Origin of the sequence: Vibrio coralliirubri (genome assembly GCF_024347375.1) — a bacterium.
Classification (GTDB): Bacteria; Pseudomonadota; Gammaproteobacteria; order Enterobacterales; family Vibrionaceae; genus Vibrio; species Vibrio coralliirubri.
The window spans coordinates 1,947,581-1,970,995 of sequence record NZ_AP025470.1 but is presented as its reverse complement, the minus strand read 5'-3'; the positions used below and the strand labels follow the sequence as shown (position 1 = coordinate 1,970,995).

The 23,415-nt window shown below is 44.7% G+C and carries 21 protein-coding genes and 1 pseudogene; 19 read left to right on the top strand and 3 right to left on the bottom strand.

All coding sequences use genetic code 11. The annotated features are described in order from the left end of the window. The first annotated feature begins 18 nt into the window (after positions 1–18). The 13 genes from cpaB to OCV20_RS08950 all read left to right on the top strand — a co-directional run bounded on the left by cpaB (position 19) and on the right by OCV20_RS08950 (position 12,020). Entirely contained in the window at positions 19–843 is an 825-nt protein-coding gene (cpaB, locus tag OCV20_RS09010; protein ID WP_086775466.1) for a Flp pilus assembly protein CpaB, read from the top strand. Next, entirely contained in the window at positions 843–2,213 is a 1,371-nt protein-coding gene (locus OCV20_RS09005) for a type II and III secretion system protein family protein (RefSeq protein WP_086775465.1), read from the top strand. The genes cpaB and OCV20_RS09005 overlap by 1 nt, the downstream gene beginning before the upstream one ends. After that, entirely contained in the window at positions 2,210–2,689 is a 480-nt protein-coding gene (locus OCV20_RS09000) for a hypothetical protein (RefSeq protein ID WP_048611311.1), read from the top strand. Before OCV20_RS09005 ends, OCV20_RS09000 begins: the two co-directional genes overlap by 4 nt. Beyond that, on the top strand, positions 2,689–3,930 hold the full coding sequence (locus tag OCV20_RS08995) for a CpaE/TadZ family protein (protein WP_086775464.1): 1,242 nt from the start codon (positions 2,689–2,691) through the stop codon (positions 3,928–3,930). The genes OCV20_RS09000 and OCV20_RS08995 overlap by 1 nt, the downstream gene beginning before the upstream one ends. Beyond that, a complete protein-coding gene (locus OCV20_RS08990; RefSeq protein ID WP_086775463.1) occupies positions 3,927–5,198 on the top strand; it encodes a TadA family conjugal transfer-associated ATPase in 1,272 nt (423 codons plus the stop codon). The genes OCV20_RS08995 and OCV20_RS08990 overlap by 4 nt, the downstream gene beginning before the upstream one ends. Before the next feature lies 1 nt (position 5,199). Further along, positions 5,200–6,102, top strand: coding sequence for a type II secretion system F family protein (locus OCV20_RS08985; protein WP_052878301.1), 903 nt, complete (start codon positions 5,200–5,202; stop codon positions 6,100–6,102). After that, a complete protein-coding gene (locus OCV20_RS08980) occupies positions 6,099–6,941 on the top strand; it encodes a type II secretion system F family protein (RefSeq protein ID WP_048611302.1) in 843 nt (280 codons plus the stop codon). The genes OCV20_RS08985 and OCV20_RS08980 overlap by 4 nt, the downstream gene beginning before the upstream one ends. A 10-nt stretch (positions 6,942–6,951) precedes the next feature. Beyond that, entirely contained in the window at positions 6,952–7,689 is a 738-nt protein-coding gene (locus tag OCV20_RS08975) for a tetratricopeptide repeat protein (RefSeq protein ID WP_086775462.1), read from the top strand. Then, a complete protein-coding gene (locus OCV20_RS08970) occupies positions 7,676–8,158 on the top strand; it encodes a TadE/TadG family type IV pilus assembly protein (RefSeq protein ID WP_050634440.1) in 483 nt (160 codons plus the stop codon). Before OCV20_RS08975 ends, OCV20_RS08970 begins: the two co-directional genes overlap by 14 nt. Beyond that, positions 8,145–8,705 carry a tight adherence pilus pseudopilin TadF gene (tadF, locus tag OCV20_RS08965; RefSeq protein ID WP_086775461.1) on the top strand — a complete coding sequence of 187 codons (561 nt, stop codon included), beginning with the start codon at positions 8,145–8,147 and terminating at the stop codon, positions 8,703–8,705. The genes OCV20_RS08970 and tadF overlap by 14 nt, the downstream gene beginning before the upstream one ends. A gap of 4 nt (positions 8,706–8,709) precedes the next feature. Then, entirely contained in the window at positions 8,710–10,272 is a 1,563-nt protein-coding gene (locus OCV20_RS08960; RefSeq protein WP_086775460.1) for a TadE/TadG family type IV pilus assembly protein, read from the top strand. Between the two features lie 8 nt (positions 10,273–10,280). Further along, positions 10,281–10,919, top strand: a complete 639-nt coding sequence (locus OCV20_RS08955; protein ID WP_086775459.1) for an OmpA family protein — start codon at positions 10,281–10,283, stop codon at positions 10,917–10,919. 159 nt (positions 10,920–11,078) lie between these two features. Further along, positions 11,079–12,020 carry a GGDEF domain-containing protein gene (locus tag OCV20_RS08950; protein ID WP_086775458.1) on the top strand — a complete coding sequence of 314 codons (942 nt, stop codon included), beginning with the start codon at positions 11,079–11,081 and terminating at the stop codon, positions 12,018–12,020. Positions 12,021–12,093: 73 nt separating this feature from the next. Here the strand turns inward: OCV20_RS08950 and OCV20_RS08945 are convergent, their stop codons facing one another. Next, positions 12,094–13,353, bottom strand: coding sequence for an adenylosuccinate synthase (locus OCV20_RS08945; protein ID WP_059019623.1), 1,260 nt, complete (start codon positions 13,351–13,353; stop codon positions 12,094–12,096). Positions 13,354–14,020: 667 nt separating this feature from the next. Here OCV20_RS08945 and OCV20_RS08940 point away from each other — a divergent pair. The 3 genes from OCV20_RS08940 (at position 14,021) to OCV20_RS08930 (ending at position 16,559) form a co-directional block, all read left to right on the top strand. Next, the gene (locus OCV20_RS08940; RefSeq protein ID WP_086775457.1) at positions 14,021–14,893 is read left to right on the top strand and encodes a LysR family transcriptional regulator; all 873 of its coding nucleotides are present in this window, start codon (positions 14,021–14,023) and stop codon (positions 14,891–14,893) included. Between the two features lie 276 nt (positions 14,894–15,169). Continuing rightward, positions 15,170–16,165 carry a CDF family Co(II)/Ni(II) efflux transporter DmeF gene (dmeF, locus tag OCV20_RS08935; protein WP_086775456.1) on the top strand — a complete coding sequence of 332 codons (996 nt, stop codon included), beginning with the start codon at positions 15,170–15,172 and terminating at the stop codon, positions 16,163–16,165. After that, complete coding sequence (locus OCV20_RS08930; RefSeq protein WP_052878311.1) at positions 16,143–16,559, top strand: MarR family winged helix-turn-helix transcriptional regulator; 417 nt, start codon at positions 16,143–16,145, stop codon at positions 16,557–16,559. The genes dmeF and OCV20_RS08930 overlap by 23 nt, the downstream gene beginning before the upstream one ends. On the opposite strand, the gene OCV20_RS08925 is transcribed toward OCV20_RS08930, so the two are convergent. Continuing rightward, on the bottom strand, positions 16,556–16,777 hold the full coding sequence (locus OCV20_RS08925; protein ID WP_086775455.1) for a hypothetical protein: 222 nt from the start codon (positions 16,775–16,777) through the stop codon (positions 16,556–16,558). The two genes, OCV20_RS08930 and OCV20_RS08925, sit on opposite strands and share 4 nt — an antisense overlap. A gap of 403 nt (positions 16,778–17,180) precedes the next feature. Between OCV20_RS08925 and OCV20_RS08920 the strand changes: the two genes are divergently transcribed. Beyond that, positions 17,181–18,905 (top strand): methyl-accepting chemotaxis protein, encoded by a 1,725-nt coding sequence (locus OCV20_RS08920; RefSeq protein WP_086775467.1) that lies wholly within the window; start codon positions 17,181–17,183, stop codon positions 18,903–18,905. Between the two features lie 143 nt (positions 18,906–19,048). On the opposite strand, the gene OCV20_RS08915 is transcribed toward OCV20_RS08920, so the two are convergent. Further along, entirely contained in the window at positions 19,049–19,288 is a 240-nt protein-coding gene (locus tag OCV20_RS08915) for a PAS factor family protein (protein ID WP_004733935.1), read from the bottom strand. 239 nt (positions 19,289–19,527) lie between these two features. On the opposite strand from OCV20_RS08915, the gene OCV20_RS08910 reads away from it, so the two are divergent. Continuing rightward, positions 19,528–20,526 carry an acetyltransferase gene (locus tag OCV20_RS08910; RefSeq protein WP_086775453.1) on the top strand — a complete coding sequence of 333 codons (999 nt, stop codon included), beginning with the start codon at positions 19,528–19,530 and terminating at the stop codon, positions 20,524–20,526. 488 nt (positions 20,527–21,014) lie between these two features. Beyond that, positions 21,015–23,203 (top strand): annotated as a pseudogene (locus OCV20_RS08905) (immunoglobulin-like domain-containing protein). Positions 23,204–23,415 lie beyond the last annotated feature (212 nt).

The following is a 23,415-nucleotide window of genomic DNA, read 5'->3' as shown; positions in this document are numbered from 1 at the left end:
TCCAAGAATGAGAACATTATGAGATCTCGACTGGTATTACTTGTTGCCATTGCCGCCTTGATAGTTGGCGCACTGGGCGTTATCGACTTGTTCAAGAGTGAACCTAAACCGTCAACGACCGCTGAAGTAGCGGAAGAAAAAAGTGAAGAGTATGTTTCTGTTTGGATGACCACTGGACCTTATGAAAAAGGGCTTCCGCTCGATGCTCAAGGCGTCGTCAAACAACAACTCCCTCTTAGTAAAGCATTAACGCTTGGTGTCAGAGAAGACGCACAAATCAGCTTTTCACCCTCTATTTTGTTAAATCGAAACCTTAACGCCGGCGAGGTTGTACTGCCTGAATATCAGGTGACGCCTGGTCAGCCTGGATACATTGATCTTCTGGTCTCGGACGGTATGACGCTATACCCATTAAAAGTCAGCGACAAAAACCTAATTAACGACTACATCCGACCGGGTTCGTTTATTGATGTTCTGACGGTGAGTTCTCCTAATGCCAACTTGGCTGGCAATATCGATAAGCCAAAGCGGTTTAGGGGAGTGAAAGCCTCAATGTTTCTTAAAAACGTCAAAGTCCTCAACATCGGAAATGATGAGACTGGCGACAGTTCTGTCACTGCTCGAGCTCCGAGCAAAGAGGATGGGCTAACTACGGTAGTCATTGAAGTTAGCCCCGATGAGTTACCAAAGCTCGCACTAGCCCAGCGAACAATGCACATCGAAATTTATCGAAGCCAAACCTATACGCAACCTGAGTTTGCGGAGGTGCGCAACATTATCGATAACTATACCGGGATTGCTGAGTTACGCGGTAATGAGAATAACCCTAGAGAGGCTTTGTAATTATGATTCATCATCGAATCAAGCAAGCACTGCGTGTTTCCATGTTGGCACCGCTGATTGGCTTACTTTTTATAACAAACAGTTTTGCTGCCGATCGCTCCATTACGCTCAACGATGGTCAGCACATCAAATTCAAAAGCCCGATTGGCCAAGTGTTCATTAATAACCCTGATATCGTTGACTACAAGGTAATCAATGACAACACCCTAGTCGTGTTCGCCAATAGTATTGGGCAGTCACGTCTGATCGTCTACGGAATCGACGACGAGGTATTGCTTTCCGATCGCATTATTGTTGATTTGAATCTGACGGATATTAGACGCCAGCTCAAATTTCATTTCCCTGATGCCAATGTCAAGGTTCAATCAGTGGGTGAGCAAGTTGCCGTTAGTGGCCTTGTGGATTCGGAAGCGACTCGTGACGACATCTATCGTTTGGTTGCCACTCTGCTAGGACGAGAAAAGACCGAGAAGTGGGATAAAACTCAGAAGCTAGAGTTTAAATCCGACAACTCTGATTATGAAGAGCCAGAAAGCATGGTCTTTGCGCGCAACATGACGTGGGAAGGGATCATCGAACGTATTGAAGTCGCGACTACCCAGCAGGTGAACGTCAAAATATCTGTGGCTCAAGTCACCGAATCGTTTGGCCAAACCGTTGGTGTCGATTGGAGCTCAGTGGGCTCGAGTGTTGGCGAGTTTGTTTTCGACCAGTTCGATGCAGCTAACTTAAGTACATTAATCACTGCGTTAGGTAACGATCAGATTGCAGAAGTTTTGGCTGAGCCTAACTTAACCGTGTTATCTGGTGAATCTGCAAGTTTCCTTGTGGGTGGTGAAGTGCCCGTTATCGTTTCTACCAGCAGTAACGTGAACATTTCATTCAAAGAGTTCGGCATCAAACTCGACCTTACTGCCAAAGTGCTTAGTCAAGACAAGATCCGCATGCAGTTAGCGCCTGAAGTGAGCGAAGTTGAGGGCTATGTCGAAGCGGCAGGAATCAAAGTCCCACAATTGGCTTCACGACGTGCCATGACAACCGTTGAACTGGCCGATGGCGACAGCTTCGTTCTTGGTGGCTTGATGAGCAGTGCTGATTTGGAAAAAATGCAAAAAATCCCTTTTGTAGGCGATATTCCAGTACTTGGCGCTGCATTCCGAAAAGCAACCACAGAAAGAAAACGCACTGAATTGATCATCGTTGCGACCGTGAATCTTGTGGAACCGATGAAACCGAAAGACATTCAACTGCCTTACATCAAGAAGACCTCGACATTAGCGCGTTGGCTCAACGTTAAGTGGGATGGCAAGGCGGTGACGTCTTCTGATGCAACGATTCGCTTGTTGTCGCAAGGAGGGTTTATCCAATGAAGAAACTATTATTGATGGCGTTATTTACCTCTTCACTTTTGGGCTGCGCCTCGGAGCAATACTTTGTCGGGCATGGTTCTGAAGCCTTGGTGTACAAAGAGCATCACAACTTTGAGTTTGCGATGAAAAACCGTGCTGAAACGGCAAAGCAGCTCAAAGGATTGATTCAGGATATTGAATCCATGGACAAAGAAGCGACCTATGTCGTGGACTACAAATCAATTCGTAGCAAAGCGATGTTGCAAGAGATTTTCGAGCAATATCCATCGCATGTCATTGCGCCACAAAGAGTGGTGTACCGAAGTGCTCAGCTGTTGCCTAGCGACTTAAATATCCAGGTGACGCTAACACGTTTAAAGACTCAAGAATGCACGCCAGCACAGATTCACGTTCGCTTGAGGCAGCCAGACTGCTTTGCTGAATCGATGCGTTTGAAGCAAGTGGCCTACAAATCAAGATTGGTAGGAGAGCAATAATGTTTGACCTGACGAAAGCATTAACAACAAAGGCCAAGCCAACTCCGACCGCAACAACAGGCGTTGCCGGGTGTACTTTGTTCTATCAATCTCAAGAGTGTTTAGACCTTGTTCAAGAAGTCTTCCGCTTTGAAGGGTGGAGTGATCCTGCATGCGTCAAAGCCAAAGCGGGCTTGACCAAACTGACAGAACAACAGAGTAGCCATATCGTTATTCTGGAACTTAATGAATCGACTAATGTTGTTGAAGACGCTAAATCTTTTGCCAGCAAACTGCCCACCCATAAAGGTGTGGTCGTGATTGGTAAAGAGGATGCGATTTCTACGCTGCGTTCTCTTAAAGAGATGGGGTTTTACTACGTGTTCTGGCCGGTGAACAAACAAGAGTTTGCGGACTTCTTAAATCACGTTAGCAAAAACCTGAAGACGTTCTCTGGTGTGAGCCAGAAACGCAAAGCCAAGCGAGTTGCAATTGTTGGCGCCAAAGGTGGCGTTGGCGCGTCGTTTATTACCACTGAGTTAGGCTCACTGTTATCGACTCAAGGCTCAGACACGATTCTTGTCGATCATCAGTATGCCGATACCAACATTGATGTCTTGCTGGGTCTCAAAGACTTCGAGCCGCGAACCATTGATGAGTTTACAGCGCCATTGCATGAAATGGATGAAGAAGGGGCGTTGAGTTACTTAATCAACGCTCGCAAGAATTTACGTCTGTTAGCGATTGATGGCGACATGAGCCAAACCGATGTTCTTAATTACAACCAAACCTTGTGCGAGTTGTTAGCGCGCAACGCCAACTTCATTATTGAAGACTTTTCGGGTGGTGTGGATTTCAAAGTTGAACCTCAACTCTTGGTAGAAAACTTTGATGTGGTGGTGCTGGTTTTAGATGCGTCGGTGTCTTCAGTAAGAAGTGCGAAGCGATTGTTTGAGAAAGTCTCCAACTTACAGCTTTCGTTATCGTCGCGTACACGAGTCATTACCGTGGTGAACTACCATCGTCCGGAAAACGCTTACGTCTTACAAAAGCCCGACCTGACTAAGTATTTAGGCGCAGAGGTTGATCTCGAAGTCGACTACTGCAAAGCGTTGGCACACATCATTATCGATGGCAAACGAGGCCATAAGCATGACCGCCACATTAGCCGTTCTATGGAACAGTTGGTGAAGTTGATTAATGGTCAGCCTTTAGATCACAAGAGTATGAATTCTTGGTTGAAAAAGGTGCGTGCTAAATGAGTTCTAACAAAGACTTATACCTCGCATTTCGTGGCCAAATCTTTGAAGCCCTAGATGCAGAAGCGGTTCAGAAAATGAGCCGTCGAGACCTTGAATCCCAAATACAATCGGCTGTCGATCTGTTGGCGAATAGCTACCAAAGACCGATCACTTCAATGATGAAGTCAGGCTTGGTGAAAAGCTTAATCGATGAGCTGTTCGGTCTGGGGCCTTTGCAGCCGTTAGTCGAAGATCAGTCCATTTCCGACATCATGGTGAACGGGCCTAACAACATCTTTTTCGAACGACACGGCAAGGTCAAAAAATCCGAAGTCTCGTTTGTGAATGAAGAGCAGTTGTTAGCGATTGCTAAGCGTATTGCTTCACGTGTCGGAAGACGTGTGGATGAGCTTTCGCCGACGGTCGATGCCAGGCTTGAAGATGGCAGCCGTGTGAATATCGTGATTCCGCCAATTTCATTGGACGGCACATCGATCTCTATTCGTAAGTTTAGAGAGCAAAAGATTGGCTTTGAAGATTTGATTGGCTTTGGGTCGATGTCTCCAGAGATGGCACGAGTGTTGATGATCGCTTCTCGCTGTCGCATCAATGTGTTGATTTCTGGCGGTACAGGTTCAGGTAAAACCACGTTGCTCAATGCACTGTCTCAGTATATTGCTGAAGATGAACGCATCGTCACCATTGAAGATGCGGCCGAGCTGCGCCTGCAACAACCCAACTTGGTTCGACTGGAAACACGTACCTCAAGTGTTGAACAAACCGGAGCAGTAACGCAGCGCGAGTTGGTGATCAACGCGCTTCGTATGCGTCCAGACCGCATTATTCTGGGCGAGTGTCGTGGCTCTGAAGCGTTTGAAATGTTGCAAGCTATGAATACCGGTCACGATGGCTCGATGTCTACATTGCACGCCAATACGCCGCGCGATGCGATTGCTCGTGTTGAATCAATGGTGATGATGGCGAACTTGAATCAACCGCTTGATGCGATTCGAAGAACGATCGTGAGTGCCGTTCAGATGATTGTTCAGGTCAACAGGCTGCGCGACGGGTCTCGTAAGATCACGAGCATCTCAGAAATTGTGGGCCTTGAAGGTGAAAGCGTGGTGATGGAAGAGATCTATCGCTTTCGTTATGACGACGCTCATTACGGAGAAACGGTTAAAGGCGAATTCGTCACCGACGGCATTATGCAACGATCTGAGCTTGTGAAAAAAGCCCAGTTCTTCGGGCTCTATGAAGAGCTCATCGCTGCGTTTAAGGGGGCATAACATGCTTTGGGTGTCATTAATCCTGTTCGCGTTTGTGTTGCTTTTGATCCGTGATTCAAAGGTTAAAAAGGTCTACCAATTTTTCAATATCGAAGAAGCGGAAGCTGAAAACTTTAATGCGATTAACGTTAAGTCATTAGTGCGTAAGCAGGGTTGGCAAAAGTTCAAAGATTCCATCTCACCAACATTAATGGTGTTAGGCCCGAGATCGTCGTTGTACATCGCCTTATATATAACGGGCAGCCTTATCGCGTCTTGGTACATCGTTACTGATCTGCTATCAATCACCAATTCTTGGTTGGTACTGGGTTCATCTTTGATGTTTACCTTTTTCGGCTATCGTATTCTGGTCACAAGAAGGCGTCGAGATTTTGAGAACACGTTTCCTGATGCGCTGAATATCCTAATGAGTGCCGTCACCGCGGGTGACAGCTTAATGCAAGCCATCAGTTATGTCGGCGATGTCATGCACAACCCGATTGGCCGTGAGTTTAAGCTAATGGGAGAACGACTGAAGTTAGGAGAATCTCCAGAAGTCGTGCTTCAACGATCGTGTAAAAACTATCCGTATCCAGAGTTTCTGTTCTTTACCGTGACAATCAGGGCGAATATCGCTCGAGGTGGGCAACTCAAGGGGGTGTTAGCGCGGTTAATTAGAGTGCTGGTCGATTCTAGAACACTAGAGAAAAAGAAAATGGCGATGACTTCGGAAGCTCGAATCTCCGCCAAAATCGTTGCGGCCATTCCTCTGATTTTTATGATTATTCTTAACTATGTTAACCCTGAGAATGTGGATTTTGTTCTCTATGACCCAGAGGGAAGGATCGTATTGTTTTACGTACTGGGCAGTGAGCTTTTCGGCTTATTCATTGTTTGGCTATTAGTCAGAGGGGTACGCGCATGATGTTACTGGCTTCCCTTATTGTGTTGTTTTTTTCGCTACTCTTTTTGATTATCGATTCTATTCGTAAAGAGCAGCGACATAAGAAAGTTGCGCTCTATATTGGAGACAACTCGGCTCGCGCTCCTTCTCGCGTTAACCGTTTTTTCGTTCGTTTTGGTAAAGAACATCGCCATGAACTCGAGCAAAAAATGATCGAGGCGGGTTATTACAACACCGAGTGGGCGAAATTCTATTTCCCTGCCAAGTTACTGGTATTGGCGTTGGTTTCTGGGTTGGTGCTGTTGGGGGATATGACATCAACCAACAAACTGGTCGTGGTTATTTTCGCGCTGATTGGTGTGATTGTCGTGCCAGATACCTTGTTGCAAATGCGACGTAAGATGTTAATCAGCAGAACCTCAGCTCAACTGCCTTATCTGCTCGATATGATGTCGGTATGTGTGCAAACCGGTATGACGATTGAAGCTGCATTGGTCTATTTGGGAAAAGAGTTGGCTGAATTTGACTCAGACCTTTGTTACCAAATTAAACGCACATCGGATTCGGCGAAGATACACGGACTTGAAAAGGCGCTCAATGATCTGAGTGAACGTATCCCGACGCCGCCAGTACGAAGCTTCGTACTGACCATCATCCAAAACCTGCAATACGGAACATCCGTAGCGAGTGTGTTAAGTGACCTCGCTGAAGACATGCGAAAAGTGCAAATTCTTACCGTCGAGGAGAAGGTGGGTAAGCTCTCTGCGAAGATGAGTGTGCCTTTGATCCTCTTCATTATGTTTCCGATCGTTATCCTGATTCTCGCACCGAGCATCATGCAAATGACATTGAACATATAGGGAGTTACCAGTGATTGGAAAACGTATCTGTCTCATTGGAATAGCGCTTAGTGTGTTGGCGGGCTGTCAATCAGCACCGTCACAACAAGACTTGCAGCTTGCCGATGTCACTAGCATGGAAAAAGTGAATAACTATGACGGCCTCATTAGCTATTACAAGGCTGAGTTAGCACAAGGATCAGAAGATCCAGAGGTAAAAGAGAAACTGGCTTGGGCATATTTCCATAAAGGGGATATCGAATCGGCTGATTTCTATGTTCAACACTTGCAAAAAGAGGGAATTGCAAATCCCAACTTGTACCAGTTAGAAGGGCAAGTGTTTGATGCAAAAAATGACGTTGAAAGTGCGATTGCTGCGTATGTAACTTCTATCGAATCAGGAAATACAACAGGTCAGATTCACGTGTTACTCGGCGTGTCATACACCAAAGTTGGAAGATTCGATGAAGCTTACCAAGAACTGAATCGAGCCCGTTTACGCGGTTATGACGATGTCGTTGTTAAAAACAACATAGCGATGATTCAAATGGCCAATGGCGAGTATCAACAGGCGATCGAAACGTTAGCACCGGTTTTAAAAGAAGACCCGGCGAATAAGATCGTTAAAGCGAACCTAGCTATCGCACTAATGAAAACTCAGCAAATCGACTCAGCCAAAAAGTTACTCAAAGGAGACTTCTCAGCGGAAGAGATCCAGAGCATCGCCGCTGAATTAACTCAACTAGGAGTTAACGATGAAGCTTCTTAATAAACAAAAGGGCGTGACGGCGATTGAGTTTGTGTTGGGCGCACTTGTTCTGTTTTTTGCGACCTTTGCGATTTTCGAATCGAGTTACCAGATCTATGTCGTGAACATGACCGAGTATTCGCTTAGAGAAACAATCAGGAATACCAAAATTTATGAAGGCAAAGGGATCAACGAACAGTACGAGAACAAGTTCAGGTCGTTAATTGAAGACGATGACAATCTATGGAGTTTTCTAATTGATAGCTCAAGGTTCTCTATCGCAGGTCAGTACTTCAAAACCTATGACGATTTTATCGCGAACAGGGGGCATTCTGATCAAGGCTTGAACTTCAATTACGACTTAGCCGAAATGACGGTGACTTACCGTTACACTCCTGTGATTAAACTCACCGGTGCTGCTGACAGAGATATTTCACGCACCATGGTTTTGAACTTAGAACACGAGGGGTGGGAAGATGACGCTCCGTAAACAACGTGTGCTTTCTAAAATGCGCCAGCAAGGTTCGTACACCATTGAGCTAGTTTTCATTCTTGTGGCCTTATGGGGCGTTTATCTGTTTGGAGCGGACTTGAGCTATCAGTTGCTCGCCCGTGCCAAGCTTGACCGATCCAGCTTTGCGTTAGTCAATGTTATCAAAGAGCGTACTCGTTATTTTGAAGCCGATGTGTTGGCAGGAAAGAACTTAGCCGTGACTAACACTGAGCTACTAGAGATGACGAAAGTGGCAAGCCGAATGCTCAATACACCAGTAGACAGTGTGGCGATCAAGATTGAGTCGTTGACCAATAAAACGAATGTCGCTGAGTTCACATCCAGCAAATATAGAAGTTTAAATTGCCAAACGGATTCGATTCTCGCGCATGCAGATCTGGCTCCGGTAGAGAAGGGCGTTGTTTATCCACTGTACCGAATCAGCCTCTGTGAAGAGCAAAGTTCTTGGTTCAAACCCTTCTTCAACGGTGGCACCAGTACCACAGTTAAGATTGGCTCATCTTCAATAATGCCTGGGAGATAATGAAATGAAAATCCAGCATGACCGTCATATCAATCGCCAGCATTTCAGCCTCCAAAGACAACAGGGGGTGGCTGCGGTTTGGATGGGCTTATTGCTTGTTCCGATTATGGGCATGACTTTTTGGGCGGTTGAAGGCACACGTTATGTTCAAGAGACCAGCCGATTAAGGGATTCAGCAGAGGCAGCGGCGATAGCGGTGACCATTGAAGATCAACAAGATCAGGCTGGTAGGCTAGCAACCAAATATGTCGAAAACTATGTGCGGGACATTAAATCAACCAACCTTTCTGCAGACCGTTTTTACCAAGCAGAAGACGAGGGTGCAGGAGTTCTTGAATACATCCAATACACAGTGAATGCCAAGACGACACACGACTCTTGGTTTGCGAGCAGCTTTATTCCGTCTTTTGATCAGCAGCAAGACTTAGCGGGACGCTCGTTAGCGAGAAAGTACCCGGTTTACTTAGGTGATAACAACATCGACATTGTTTTTGTGTCGGACTTTTCCGGTTCAATGAACGAAAGGTGGGGTTCAAGTAGACACATAAAAATCGACGATCTGAAAACGGCCATCGATGAAATATCCAGCAAAATTCTTTGCACATCGATTGAACAAGAGAATGTCGATGGAGAATTGAAAGACGTATGTGATGAGCCGGGTGAAGATACCACTGGAGACAAACTGCTTAACCGAGTGGGCTTTGTGCCTTTTAACGTTCGAACGAGGGAAATCGTCTCGGGAAATCAAGCGCGGGCTACAAGCCAGTTGAGCTACAAAGACAACTATAAAACGAACGTATCACCTTATTCCTACAACGATGTTGATTGGGATTACTGGCGTACGTATTCGCAGAATCAGGTGCTCAATTGTGCTAATTGGCAATCATATTGTTCAAATCCAAAGGCGGACAATCAAAAATACGCTAAACGCATAAGGGATGTAATCAATGCAGATCGTTACGCCGTTGCCGATGTTTATAACTATGTAGATTTATCGACATCAGTGTCGACGATGTTTACTGACAAGTCAGGGTTAAAGCCTGATTTCTATGGTGTGAGTGGAGCAAAACTATTCAACGCGCATGGTTCTTCAAATTCATCGCAGTTTTCCAACATTCAGCTATCGAACAAGCTATCAGATTTAGACCCGATTAACTCGATGTGGGCAGACGGAGGTACAGCGGCGTTTCAGGGCATTTTGAGAGGCTCTCAAGTTCTCCATGATGGTGACCCGAACAGTTCCGATCAAGAAGAACAACAGGCTTACAACAAGAAAATCAAGATGCTACTGATTTTGAGCGACGGACAGGAAAGCCCTAATAACGGCATCCTCAAAGGGCTTGTCGACCGAGGCATGTGTGACAAAGCAAGAGAGGAGATACCCGGCTTATACATAGGTGTTATTGGTATCGATTTTCGAGCGTCTCAACAAAGTGGTTTTCAAGACTGTGTTGTGGATTCTGATGAAGACATCATCGATGTATCTAACCTCGATGAATTGATTGAAAAGATAGAAGAACTCATCCGTAAAGGCTCGAAAACAAGCGGAATCACTAAGTTGTACTAGAGGAAAATATGAAAAAGTTAATGATCGGTTCAATCGTCATATCGACATTGCAATTTAGCCTTATCGCCCATGCGGAAGAAGGCATCAATGTCTATTGCGACACTGCGTTCAGTGAATATCAATACAGTGTTAGGGTTGATGATGTCGTGGGTATCGCGCAACACAGACAGGGCTTTTTACAAATTGAGCAGCAGTCTGATAGCAGTGAGTTAAAACAAGCCTTGGCAGGTCAATCTAATCTAAGTACGAACCAATCCGGCTGTAAGACTTGGATCAGTAACCAAGAGCATCAAGGGTTGTTGGCCCGTCTTCATTTTGGTTTTGATCAACACAACTTAACGCCGATGGGCAGCAAAGCATTGAGTCAGCTCGCAGGTGAACTGAAGGCTAACGGAAGTTCAATTACGGTTGATGGCCACACGGATAGCACAGGCGCAGAAGGTTATAACCAAGCGCTGGGCATGCAAAGAGCGCTTACGACGTCGGATGGCTTAATCGCTGACGGTGTCGAGAAAAATCGCCTTGTTATTCGTTCATTTGGTGAAAGTGAACCTATCGCGTCTAACGCAACGCCAGAGGGTAGAGCCAAGAATCGACGCTCAGAAATTTGGGCCTCTGCGAACGAGGCCGCTGACTTAGAAAATTAGGATGTAGGGTTTGGTTGTTGCTTGGTTCTTACTTAGTGCTTGGTTGTTGCTTAGTACTAGGTAATAACCGTCCTAGATTGTCGCTCTTGGGATTTTTGTTACAACGTATACTAATGAATGTTCGATTAAGTTTAACTGTCTGATACTAAAGAAATATTAATGCTTTTTGATAAGTTCTCTTCTGAAGGGATGCAAAGAAATATCGATGTCGATACCTGGGTATCTATATTGGATAACATACGAGACATAATGGACGCATCGAATGCGGGCATCATCATGATCTCTGATTTGAGTTGCTCTGGTTCTGAGAGTGTGTGGAGCTCGTCAAACATATCGTGCAACCAACATAAGAGCAAAATTAGCCTCTTTTGTGAGTATGTGCATAACGAAAATCGCACGGTCTATTTGAGTGGTCACGCTGGTGGTGATTCCGTTTCTGCGAATGGTAAGGATGCCTATAAGTCTTTTTGCGGGGTTCCTGTTAGGGATATAGATGAAGAAGTGTTTGCGGTGCTCTTGGTGTTTGATTTAAGCCCAACAACGTATACCGAAAGCCAAGTTAACTTGATTGAGAACATATCGACTCTATTGCGTTCTGAAATCTTGCTAAAAGAAGAGAGCCGGATTTTATACAAAAACAGTCACTTTGATATCATGACGACGCTGCTTAATCGAAGGGGCTTTTTCCATGAATTCAACAAAGCAAACATCAGCGATGGAGAGGTTGTTTGTTTGTATTTTGATTTGGATAACCTGAAATACATCAATGATACGTATGGTCACTTTAAAGGTGATGATTACATATCTGGCTTTGCGTCATGCATAAAAAATAATTCAAAGTACAACACGATATCGGCGAGAGTTGGCGGTGATGAATTCATTGTCGTCATACACTCTGAAGAGCCGGGTTTTGCACGTGAGTTGGTCAAAAAAATTCACGCTGAATTCCAAGATTTCATTGAAGGCTTTCGCTGTGATGATGAGGTTTCACTCGGCTTTTCATATGGTTGTGGTATTGCTGACTCTCGAAGCTTCAATATCATTAATCTAATAAAGTCGTCCGATGAAAACATGTACCTCAATAAGAAAAACAAGATTTAGATGTTTGTGACAGGCGTAAAAAAGCCCACGAGCGTGGGCTTTGATGTATATGTCGATCTTGTCGTCTTCTAAACTAAGCGCGAATGATCATTTGCTCGCGCTCTGGGCCTACCGATACCATCACGATTGGAACACCCATCAACTCTTCGATGCGAGTCACGTAATCTTGCGCTGCTTGAGGAAGGCTCTCAAACGTGCGGCAACCCGTGATGTCTTCATCCCAGCCAGCCATATCTTCATAAACAGGTTTTAATTCAGCCGTTTGCGGCCAAATTGGGTTCTCAGTATGTTCACCTGAGTACGCAGTACAGATCTTAAGTTCAGACAAACCAGACAGGCAATCGATCTTAGTCAGTGCGATTTCAGTCGCAGCTTGCAGGTCTACACCGTTGCGAGTTGCTACTGCATCAAAGTAACCCATATCACGTGGGCGGCCTGTTGTTGCACCGTATTCGTTAGAGCTTTCTCGGAAGCTGTCTTGCTCTTCCATTGCTGTTACTAGCGTGCCCGTACCAACAGACGAGCTGAATGATTTAGCAACAGCAATAACACGCTCAGGGCGAAGGGCAGGTAAACCGCTACCAATGCCTGCATAAGCTGCAGTTACATTCGAAGACGTTGTCCAAGGGTATTCACCGTAAACAAGGTCGCGACCTGCGCCTAACTGAGCTTCAAACAGTAGGTTTGCGTCTTGTGATTGCAGTGCTTTAAGCGGCTCAGTTACGTTGCAGATGAACGGGCGCCACGCTTTAGTTACTTCAAGTAGCCACTCTGTCATTTCAGAAGCAGTCTGAGAGAAGTCACATTGAGGGTAGAGCGCTTTAAGCTGAGGCATCTTCCAATCAAGTAGGAATTGAATGCGTTGCTCTAAAATTTCAGGTTGATTCAACCAACCGACAAGAATGCCTTTCTTCATTACGCGATCGCCGTACGCTGGTGCAATACCTTGACGTGTTGAACCGTATGCGCCATCGCCCAAACGCTCTTCTTCAAGCGTATCTTCAAGAGCATGCAAAGGCAGGCACAGTGTTGCACGATCGGAGATCGCCATTTTCACTTTGATGCCAGCCGCTTGTACTTCTGCAATTTCTTCAGTTAGCGCAGCTGGGCTGATCACCATGCCAGGGCCAAGAACCGCCGTACAATCAGGATTAAAAATACCACTAGGTAGTTGGTGCAGTTTGAATGTACCGAAGTCATTTACCACAGTATGACCTGCATTGTTTCCGCCTTGAAAACGAATGCTAGCAGAAGCTTGGTCTGCTAAAAAATCGACGATGCGGCCTTTGCCTTCATCACCCCAGTTTGCGCCCACAACAACGATAGATGGCATAATTTTTCTCCTAACTGATTGAGAAATTATGTTAGGCCTACAATGTGGATAAGAGAAATTAATTATCTTTATTATCTTGATAAGGATTCCATATATCCTTAAAGTCTTAATCTACCAGCGAGATTCCCTATCACGTTCGTTCCTTACTGTAGGGAATGACGATAATTAGTAGATAAACTTCAAAATAACCGTCATTCCAGAACCGAGGAACGAGGTATCAGGAATCTCAAACCACAAGCGAGATTCCCTATCACGTTCGTCCCTCACTGTAGGGAATGACGATAATTGGTACAAAAACTTAAAAACAACCGTCATTCCAGAACCGAGGAACGAAGAATCTGGAATCTCAAACCACAAGCGAGATTTCCTATCGCGTTCGTTCCTCGCTGTAGGGAATGACGGGGTGGGGTGTAATTCGTCGTAGAGAGTGACGCGATTGCAGTACCTTACAACTGGAAGTGACGAACCTAAAGTCGACTCGATTTCTTGGCGTCATTCCAGAACCGAGGAACGAGGTATCTGGAATCTCAAACCATAAGCGAGATTCCCTATCATGTTCGTTCCTCACTGTAGGGAATGACGATGTGAGGGTATTCTGCACTGAAGGGAATGACGATGGGGCATTCTTTACTTTAGGGAATGATATAAGTGACACGAGAGAGAGGACATGATGCTCGATATTAATTTGTTGAAGACGTTTGTGACGCTTGCGGAGTACAAGCATTTCGGGAAAGCGGCCATTGCACTGCATATGACACAACCCAATGTGAGTTTGCACCTAAAACAACTAGAACAACAAACACGGATAAAATTGATAGAGAGAAGCCCATTTCAATTGACTCAAGCGGGTGAACGGCTATTGGAAACAAGCCAAAGAACGCTACTCGAACTGCAGATTTGTCAGGCCGATCTCAACGCCATTAACGACCTTAAAATAGGGACGTTAACCATCGCCGTAAGTGACATTATTTCCCGGTTCTTGTTGATTCGCCCGTTCCAGAAGTTCAAAGCGCAGTATCCCGGTATTGACCTTACGCTCTTGAATACCACCTCATCTCAGGCATCGAGTTTAGTTAAAAATGCTCAAGCGGATATTGGTTTTGTTATCGCCAAAGAACAACACAACGAGTCATTGTATTTCACTAAGCTGCAAGAGCTTTCTTGGTGTGCGCTTGGCGATGGGTTTGATATCCAAGACTCTGATGCAGAGCTCACTTTGATTTTATTAGGCCATGATACGAGAACACGCGACTTCATTGATGAAGGTTTACCGAGTCTTAATCTCCCCAATTACAGGGTGATGGAAGTAGGGAGTGTCGACGCTCAAATCGATTGGGCAGAAGCGGGATTTGGTGTGGCTATCGTGCCTGAGTTTGCGGTATCCACCAAGCAGCATCTACATTCGAAAGTGACACCATTGACCAACTTCTCGAGTACCAGCCTTGGTTATATTGTTAGGCAGAACCAAGTGTTGTCGAAAGCGACTAAGCAGTTGTTAGGGTGGGTGAATGATGAGATCACTTCATTGCAAAACAAATAAATACAATCATTAAGTTTGATTCAATTAGCCCACCTCGCGTGGGCTTTTTTGTCCCTGCAAAGCCTCGTTTTTACTGAATCAATAAGCGCTGGAATAATCTAGAACGCACCATCAACTATTCGTCCCGCAAATCAGAGTTTCAAAATTCATCGTTGACAAAGTTTGGCAATCAAACTAAATTTCAATTAATTACTTTGATTGTCAAATTACTTGTCAATCAAAGGGTTTTTATTAACAACGATAATCTAACCACAAACATCAGCTAAGGACGCCATTTTGAGTTTTCCAACACGTCATCAACACAACTTTTCTTCACATAACAGTCAAGGTGAGAAACGCACGTTCTATGTCCTGTTATTGACCGTCGTTACCATGGTTGTCGAAATCGTTGCGGGCACTATTTACGGATCGATGGCATTGCTTGCCGATGGTTGGCACATGGGGACGCATGCTGCGGCGTTTGGCATCACCTTATTTGCATACCGATATGCGAAGAAACATGCCGAGAACGAACGTTTCTCTTTCGGTACTGGTAAAGTCAGTGTGCTAGGGGGCTACACCAGCGCGATTGCATTGGGGATTGTGGCATTGTTGATGCTGGTGGAATCGGTACATCGCTTGTTTAACCCACAAGCGATTCAGTTCAATGAAGCGATCATCGTTGCTTGTATTGGTTTAACTGTGAACGTGGTGAGTATGTTTTTACTTGGCGACCACCATCATGATCACGGACACGAGCATGGCCACAATCATAGTAAGAATCACGGTCATTCACATAGCCATGATCACGACAGCGACCACAGTCATAAACATGGTGAGCATCACGGACACCATCATGATCACAACCTACGCGCAGCCTACATGCATGTGTTGGCGGATACTCTAACTTCGCTGCTTGCGATTGTTGCCCTGCTATTTGGTAAGTTTTACGGTTGGAACTGGTTAGATGCAGCAATGGGAATGGTTGGCGCATTCGTGATTGCCAAGTGGACGATGAACCTGATGAAACAAACCAGCCCAATCCTACTTGATGAGAATATCGACCAAGATTATCGTGACTCAGTGACCGAAACCTTAACGCCTTATGCGTCGGTCACTGATTTCCATATGTGGAAGGTGAGTGGGCATCACTATTCAGCAGCGATTACTCTTGAATCAAACAGTGATAAAACCATCTCTGAATATAAACAAATGCTCGCCAAGTTTGATAAGATTAATCATCTTACTCTTGAAGTGCATTCAAACGACCATGCGAAATATAGAACAGCTTAACCAAATACTGACTGAGTTCTACGATAAAATGTCTTCGTGGGAGCAGTCTGTTGTCAAAGAGACGGGTTACTCCCTGGCTCAAGTACACACCATTGAAGTACTTGGTATGCATGGCGCGTTAAGAATGAAAGAGCTCGCTGAAAAGTTGGGCATCACCACGGGTACGCTTACTGTTCAAATCGAAAAGCTGGTTAAAGCTGAATTGATTGAACGCCATGAACACCCAACGGATCGTCGTGCAATTGTGGTGGCATTAACTGATGAAGGTCAGAAGATCCACGTTCACCATAACCAGCTTCACTTGAATTTGGTTAATGAGCTGACGCAAGACATCGATGAAGACGAGAAAGTGGTGTTATTGAAGTGCCTAACCAAGATGGTGAAAGCGTTTTAGTCAGCTTTAAGTTCGCACTCTAACTTATTAACTGCAAAGCGATTGATTAAGAAATCCAAAAATGGACCTGACTCTAATTGAGTAGGTCCATTTTTTTTTTCGCCATTTACGATCGACTGTACCAAAAACCAATCGATGGGTTCACCGTTTAAAAACAAGTCAAAATCTCCAATATTGCGCTTCGTTCTTGCTCCTCTGATGAGCCAAAAAAGTGTCATTTCTAACCATCAGGTCAATAATAGTCCAAAGTGTTTTAATTCAAAGCCTTACATAGTAAGGTGTTCAAGCCCTCACACTCCGTCAAATAGCTGTCTCTCACTTTTATCATTCAACTAATGTACATGTAATAAATTTGTGTTATTGATAAAATTAACTTTAGTTGGCTGCTTCATTTGCTGTTTAAATGCAATTGAGAACGTCATAGCTAGTGGACTTAGAAGCCACAGTTTAAGACGCTCATTATCGATAAAAAAACCATAACAATAATCAGGTCGCGCAAGTTGGATATCCATCCTTTAATGCGATTTATTTAGATACTTATAGTTAATTTAGTAAAGACGAGCCACGTATATGAATATAAAGAAAAAGCTCTATTCGCTGGGGATGTTCTCCATCTTCGGCATGATTTCACTGCTGTTTACCACATCACAATTTGCAGACACCACCGCTCAAATGAGCGAAGCCAAACAAATTACCAAAGAACTTGAAGTGCGCTTGCTCAACCTTCGCCGTAACGAGAAAGATTTCTTGCTGCGTAGCGATATGAAATACCTCGACAAGTTCGACGTAAATTACAACAAATTCTTAGCGTCGGAATCTGAGCTAGATACAGTGCTCAGTGATTTAGGTTTAGCCAACAGTACACACCTACGTGAAGACATCGAAACCTACCACACCAGCTTTGTTAACCTAGTAAAAGCGAGCGAAGTCTATGGGCTAGCACGTGACAAAGGTTTGCTAGGCGAGTTTCATGTTTTGCTCGATAACATCAGCGCGACAGCCAGTGCTGAACAAAAAATCGAACTTTACCTGTTCAATGACTTAATTGAGAAGGGGGAGTTTGACCCGAGTGTTCTTTCTATAACTTCGAATATGAGTAGCTCAGCTGCTTTGATTGAGGCTGCTCGCCAAGTGGTTGAGCAGAAGCGCGTGATCGGTTTGAAGCATAACGAAGGCCTGCTAGGCGAAACGCGTTCTGGCTCGCACGTTATCGAGACTCAGTTTAAAGAATTCTCGGCGGTGCTAGACCAACAAACGCAGCAAGAGATGGACAAACTATCGCTGATCAACAACATCCTTTGCGTCACATTGCTTGTGTCGATCATTCTGTTCAGTTGGTTAATTGTCCGTTCCATCATTGGCAAAATTGAGTCACTGCTTTCGGTTATCCGTAATATCGTTAATTCAAACGACGTGTCTATTCGTTCTCACCTAGATGGTAAAGACGAGCTCAGTACGCTAGGCCAGTACTTCAACCAACTGTTGGATCAACTGGAAGGGCTTATCGCTGCCTCTCAATCTAAATCACTGCAACTGACACAAAGCACGTCGAACATGCATGACGAGCTAGAGTCAGTAATCAAACAGTTTGAAGTTCAAGCAAATCACACCTCAACCATGACAACGTCAGTGCAAGAGATGGTACTCACCATTGGCGAGATCTCTGAAAGTACATCGGTTGCGGCTGAAGGTGTACATCAAGCGAAAGTGAATGCGGATAAAGGCCGTGAAGTGGTGGTTGAAACCATCAGCAACATCACCCAGTTGTCTGAACGTCTTTCAAGTAGCCAAGATTCGATCAGCTCACTGAACCATCATGTTGATCAAATCGGCGATGCAGTAAACATCATCCAAGGCATTGCAGAACAAACTAACCTATTGGCATTGAACGCAGCAATTGAAGCAGCACGTGCGGGTGAACAAGGTCGTGGCTTTGCTGTGGTTGCCGATGAAGTACGCGCACTAGCAAGCAGAACGCATCAATCGACCACAGAAATAACCTCAGTGGTGAGTGCGATTCAAAGCCAGATGCAGGCATCGATGACAGAGATTGGCGAGTGTAATCAACAAGGCCAACTAACGCTGAAAGATTCGGAAGAACTGGATGCAAGCTTGCAACTTATCTTGAGCGATATGGAAAGCATCCAAGGTAATTCAGAACGTATTGCCTCAGCGATTGAAGAGCAGGGTGCAGTAATGGCGCAAGTGAGCGACTCAATCACTGAGCTCAACACAATCTCGAATGATAATAACGCTTCGGCGCAGCATTGCTTAGTCGAAGTGGACAAGGTAGCAGAGCAAGCGAACGATATGGACCAAGCGGTCGCGCAGTTCAAGACTTCGTAAACATTCAGAAGAAACTAAACCAAAGGCGCGGATCATCTGCGCCTTTTTTGTGTCAGAAATTCAGTTAGATAAAAGACAAGAATAAAAAAACGGCCCGATCTGGGGGAAGATCTGGGCCGTTATATTACGTATTTAAAGGGGAATTACTTATTTCGGCCTTCCAGCACATCCAGTGCCAGTTCAACCGCTTTATCAATATTGTCGCATCCCGCTAACTTACCTGAGCTGATAGGACCAAGCACATTAGCGTATAACGAGAGCTGCTTGTTAAATGGCAGGCTCAACTGCTCATATAAACGCTGGCGAATCTCGGCATGTTGCTCAGGAGCGTGAGCAGCAAGGCTTTTCAAAGTGTCATAAACAAGAGTGGTGGTAGTGTTCATTCGTCTCTTTATCATTAAGTGGGAGGCGCTTATTTTATAATCTTTTCAGGTTAGTTTACTGTGATATAAGTCATACAATATTATTAATGTGTTTATCTTTTCAATCTAATGAGAATAAGGCATTCCAAAATAGACTTAAGTATCTGTGAAATATAACTAAAATAATGACAGACTATCGAACACACAAACGAATTGGCGCGTTTCTGGCAAACGGTTAAATCTATAGGAAGAGGAACAACATGCACTACGACGTATTCAACGGAGACGCAGATGGCATAATCGCGTTGTTACAGCTGCGATTAAGTGAGCCAAGAGAGAGCGTGCTCATTACAGGTGTAAAGCGTGATATTAAGTTGGTCTCTCAAGTTGTTACTCAAATGATGGAGCCGGGCAAGCAAGGCGATGTGTCTTCCGTGACCGTTTTAGATGTATCGATGGAGAAAAACCTGCCTGCATTGCACTCACTGCTAGACGCCAACATCAATGTATTTTATTGCGATCACCACCGAACAGGGAATGTCCCAACTTCTGAGTATTTAGATACTCTGATTGATACCGCGCCAGAGAGCTGCACGAGCTTGCTGATTAACCAGAAGCTGAATGGTGCGCATGTGGCTTGGGCAGTCGCGGCTGCCTTTGGCGACAATCTAAAAACTGTGGCCGCGCGGCTAGCGGATGAAAATGGATTCGGTGAATCTCAAACCGAGTTTTTAGAAGAGCTAGGTACCTTGGTTAACTACAATGGTTACGGTTCGTCACTCAGTGATTTGCATTTCACGCCAGCTGAGCTCTACAAAACCCTTTATCAATACCCGAATCCGTTTGATCTTTTGGATGATAAAGACTCTGTGTTTTATCGACTACGAGCAGCTTATCAAAATGATCGCCAACAGTTATCAAACCTTGCTCCTGTTTATGAAAGTGAAGCCGCACGTGTGTTTGAACTGCCAGGTGAGGCTTGGGCAAGGCGCATCAGTGGCGTATTTGGTAATGAAATCGTTAATCAAGATCCAAACCGAGCGCAAGCAGTATTAACGAAAAACCAAGATGGCGAGTCTTACACGGTGAGCTTACGGGCACCATTATCAAACAGAACGGGTGCAGACGAAATTTGCTCAAGTTTTGCGACTGGCGGGGGACGAAAAGCAGCGGCTGGAATTAATCAACTTAATGAACTTGATAAAGTGAATTTTATTTCACTATTGGATGCATATTATTCATCTGGTACTGAAGGTTAACTGAAAAACTCCCGAGGTATACATTTAAAATTCCACAAATTCTTACTCCTATATTCCGTTATACGTGTGTATTGCTAGCACATGTATGATGGCTATATCCAGGCTATTTTAGTGATATCACTCGCAATGGTATCTGGTCTGAGGTCAGTAATTACGGCGTGTTTTGGGTGATTTTTGCCGATTTAAAGTTCATTTTTTCCTATCGGTGATTTTTTATATTTTTGGTTAATTATCTTAGTGAATTAAGGTTGATTAAATATTTGTATGGTCAATGCATTCGACCGGAAATAACAGTTTTTTAGCATTTCAATTTGAATGAAAAGTCAAAATCATATTGATTCTGATATTCAATCTGTTACTTAAAATCACAAGTTAAATCAAAGGTCATCTTTTCCTATAAATTCCATTACTTCTCTATAAATATTCATGATTACAATGAATTGGTTCGGTTGTGATTGGCACAGCTGTTAAGTAAGGAAGTGGGACTAATGTTGAAACGTAAAGCTCTACAATTAGCAGTATCGGTCGGCATGGCGGCTATGTCTGGCGCTGTTTATGCGAATGGTTCAGATATGACGAATCCAGACTCTGGCGTCGTGGTTGGCTATTGGCATAACTGGTGTGACGGTGGCGGCTACCAAGGTGGTAATGCGCCATGTGTGACGCTGGATGAAGTGAACCCAATGTACAACATCGTGAATGTGTCATTCATGAAGGTTTACGATGTGGCTGATGGTCGAATCCCAACTTTTAAACTGGACCCAACCATTGGGCTTTCAGAAGAACAATTTATTGACCAAATCTCTGAACTCAACAAGCAAGGTCGCTCTGTACTGTTGGCTTTGGGTGGTGCTGATGCACACGTAGAGCTAGAAACCGGTGATGAAAGAGCCTTTGCTGATGAGATTATCCGTCTTACCGAGCGTTACGGTTTCGATGGTCTAGATATCGACCTTGAACAAGCAGCCGTAACCGCAGCAAACAACCAAACCGTGATTCCTGATGCACTTAAGTTGGTAAAAGATCACTACCGCGCAGAAGGTAAAAACTTCCTTATTACTATGGCGCCTGAGTTTCCGTATCTAACGACAGGTGGTAAGTACGTTCCTTATATCGACAATCTAGAAGGCTACTACGACTGGATTAACCCACAGTTCTACAACCAAGGTGGCGATGGTATCTGGGTGGAAGGTGTGGGTTGGATTGCTCAAAATAACGATGCGTTAAAAGAAGAGTTTATCTACTACATTTCTGATTCTCTTATCAACGGAACGCGTGGCTTCCACAAGATCCCACATGACAAGCTCGTGTTTGGTATTCCTTCAAGCATAGATGCTGCAGCAACCGGTTTTGTACAAGAGCCACAAGATTTATACGACGCATTTGATAGCCTAACGGCGCAAGGTCAACCGCTACGTGGTGTGATGACTTGGTCTATCAACTGGGACATGGGCACTAACAAAAATGGTCAACAATACAACGAGCAGTTTATTAAAGACTACGGCCCGTTTGTACACGGTCAAGTAACGCCACCACCAGTCGAGGGTGAGCCAGTTCTAAAAGGTGTCGAAAATACGCGTGTTCTCCACGGAACAACGTTTGATCCTATGGATGGCGTAACGGCAACAGACAAAGAAGACGGCGATCTAACGTCATCAATCGATGTTGAAGGTTACGTTGAAACCAGTGTTATTGGTACTTACGTTCTAATTTACCGAGTGAAAGACAGCGATAACAACGAAACTACTAAAGCGAGAACGGTAGAGGTTTACAGCCAGAAGCCGGTATTTAATGGTGTATCTGACACAACCGTTGTGTTGGGAACTGCGTTTGATGCTATGGCTGGCGTGACGGCGAATGATGCTGAAGATGGCGACCTAACAAGCACTATCACACACACTGGCAGTGTCGATGTAAATGAAATCGGCAACTACACACTTGTGTATAGCGTAACAGACAGCGCAAATCAGACTGTAACCGCTGACCGTAAAGTGTCTGTGACTGATGGTTCTAACTGCGCTGCTACATGGGATGCCGACACCGTTTATGTGGAAGGTGATCAAGTATCTCATGACGGTTCAACGTGGGGAGCAGGTTGGTACACTCGCGGCGAAGAACCAGGAACAACTGGTGAGTGGGGTGTTTGGAGAAAAGTTTCAGATTCTTCTTGTGGTGGTAACCCAGATCGGGCGGTGACTTAGAGCTTGCTGTTTCAGGCCTTCAATCAGAATATGCGCCAGATAACGGTAATGTTCGTTTAGATCTAACACTGACATCAAATGAAGCCTTAGATGTTACCGCTATGGTGATCAACAGTGCAGGTACTGTGGTTGAGCAAACTAAGGTCAACGTTACGGACAGCCGCGCTATTACCATCGACTTGTACGATGTAGCGGAAGGGCAATATGCACTTGAAATAGTCGGTAAAGCGTCTGACGGTGAAATGGTGATGGTAAACTATTCGTTCGCTGTTAAAGACGGTGGTGGTACAACACCTCCTCCAGGTGATTACCCTCCATATGAAGCGGGCAAAAACTACGCAGCGGGTGACATTGTGGTCGGCAGCGATAATGGCTTGTACGAATGTAAACCTTGGCCATACACAGCATGGTGTGCAAGTGCGTCTTACGCTCCAGCAGATAGCCAATACTGGCAAGATGCTTGGACTAAGTTGTAGTCTGATAGCTCAACGCTAGTTATATAAATTAGACGATCAAGGAGAGGCCATTGTGCCTCTCTTTTTTATTTGGGGAATTTGAAATCTATAAAGCAACCTAAAAAGGTGTGAGCTTCGCTATAAATTTAACCAACTTTACCGAAGTTGAACGTGACTCTCACGGTAAATGACCTTTGAACGATTAAAGTTACGTGCGGTGCAAATACTATAAA

Coding starts and splice junctions, on each gene's coding strand:
- cpaB (WP_086775466.1), top strand. CDS start 19: ATGAGATCTCGACTGGTATTACTTGTTGCCATTGCCGCCTTGATAGTT.
- OCV20_RS09000 (WP_048611311.1), top strand. CDS start 2,210: ATGAAGAAACTATTATTGATGGCGTTATTTACCTCTTCACTTTTGGGC.
- OCV20_RS08995 (WP_086775464.1), top strand. CDS start 2,689: ATGTTTGACCTGACGAAAGCATTAACAACAAAGGCCAAGCCAACTCCG.
- OCV20_RS08990 (WP_086775463.1), top strand. CDS start 3,927: ATGAGTTCTAACAAAGACTTATACCTCGCATTTCGTGGCCAAATCTTT.
- OCV20_RS08985 (WP_052878301.1), top strand. CDS start 5,200: ATGCTTTGGGTGTCATTAATCCTGTTCGCGTTTGTGTTGCTTTTGATC.
- OCV20_RS08980 (WP_048611302.1), top strand. CDS start 6,099: ATGATGTTACTGGCTTCCCTTATTGTGTTGTTTTTTTCGCTACTCTTT.
- OCV20_RS08970 (WP_050634440.1), top strand. CDS start 7,676: ATGAAGCTTCTTAATAAACAAAAGGGCGTGACGGCGATTGAGTTTGTG.
- tadF (WP_086775461.1), top strand. CDS start 8,145: ATGACGCTCCGTAAACAACGTGTGCTTTCTAAAATGCGCCAGCAAGGT.
- OCV20_RS08960 (WP_086775460.1), top strand. CDS start 8,710: ATGAAAATCCAGCATGACCGTCATATCAATCGCCAGCATTTCAGCCTC.
- OCV20_RS08955 (WP_086775459.1), top strand. CDS start 10,281: ATGAAAAAGTTAATGATCGGTTCAATCGTCATATCGACATTGCAATTT.
- OCV20_RS08950 (WP_086775458.1), top strand. CDS start 11,079: ATGCTTTTTGATAAGTTCTCTTCTGAAGGGATGCAAAGAAATATCGAT.
- OCV20_RS08945 (WP_059019623.1), bottom strand. CDS start 13,353: ATGCCATCTATCGTTGTTGTGGGCGCAAACTGGGGTGATGAAGGCAAA.
- OCV20_RS08940 (WP_086775457.1), top strand. CDS start 14,021: ATGATGCTCGATATTAATTTGTTGAAGACGTTTGTGACGCTTGCGGAG.
- OCV20_RS08930 (WP_052878311.1), top strand. CDS start 16,143: ATGCGAAATATAGAACAGCTTAACCAAATACTGACTGAGTTCTACGAT.
- OCV20_RS08925 (WP_086775455.1), bottom strand. CDS start 16,777: ATGACACTTTTTTGGCTCATCAGAGGAGCAAGAACGAAGCGCAATATT.
- OCV20_RS08920 (WP_086775467.1), top strand. CDS start 17,181: ATGATTTCACTGCTGTTTACCACATCACAATTTGCAGACACCACCGCT.
- OCV20_RS08915 (WP_004733935.1), bottom strand. CDS start 19,288: ATGAACACTACCACCACTCTTGTTTATGACACTTTGAAAAGCCTTGCT.
- OCV20_RS08910 (WP_086775453.1), top strand. CDS start 19,528: ATGCACTACGACGTATTCAACGGAGACGCAGATGGCATAATCGCGTTG.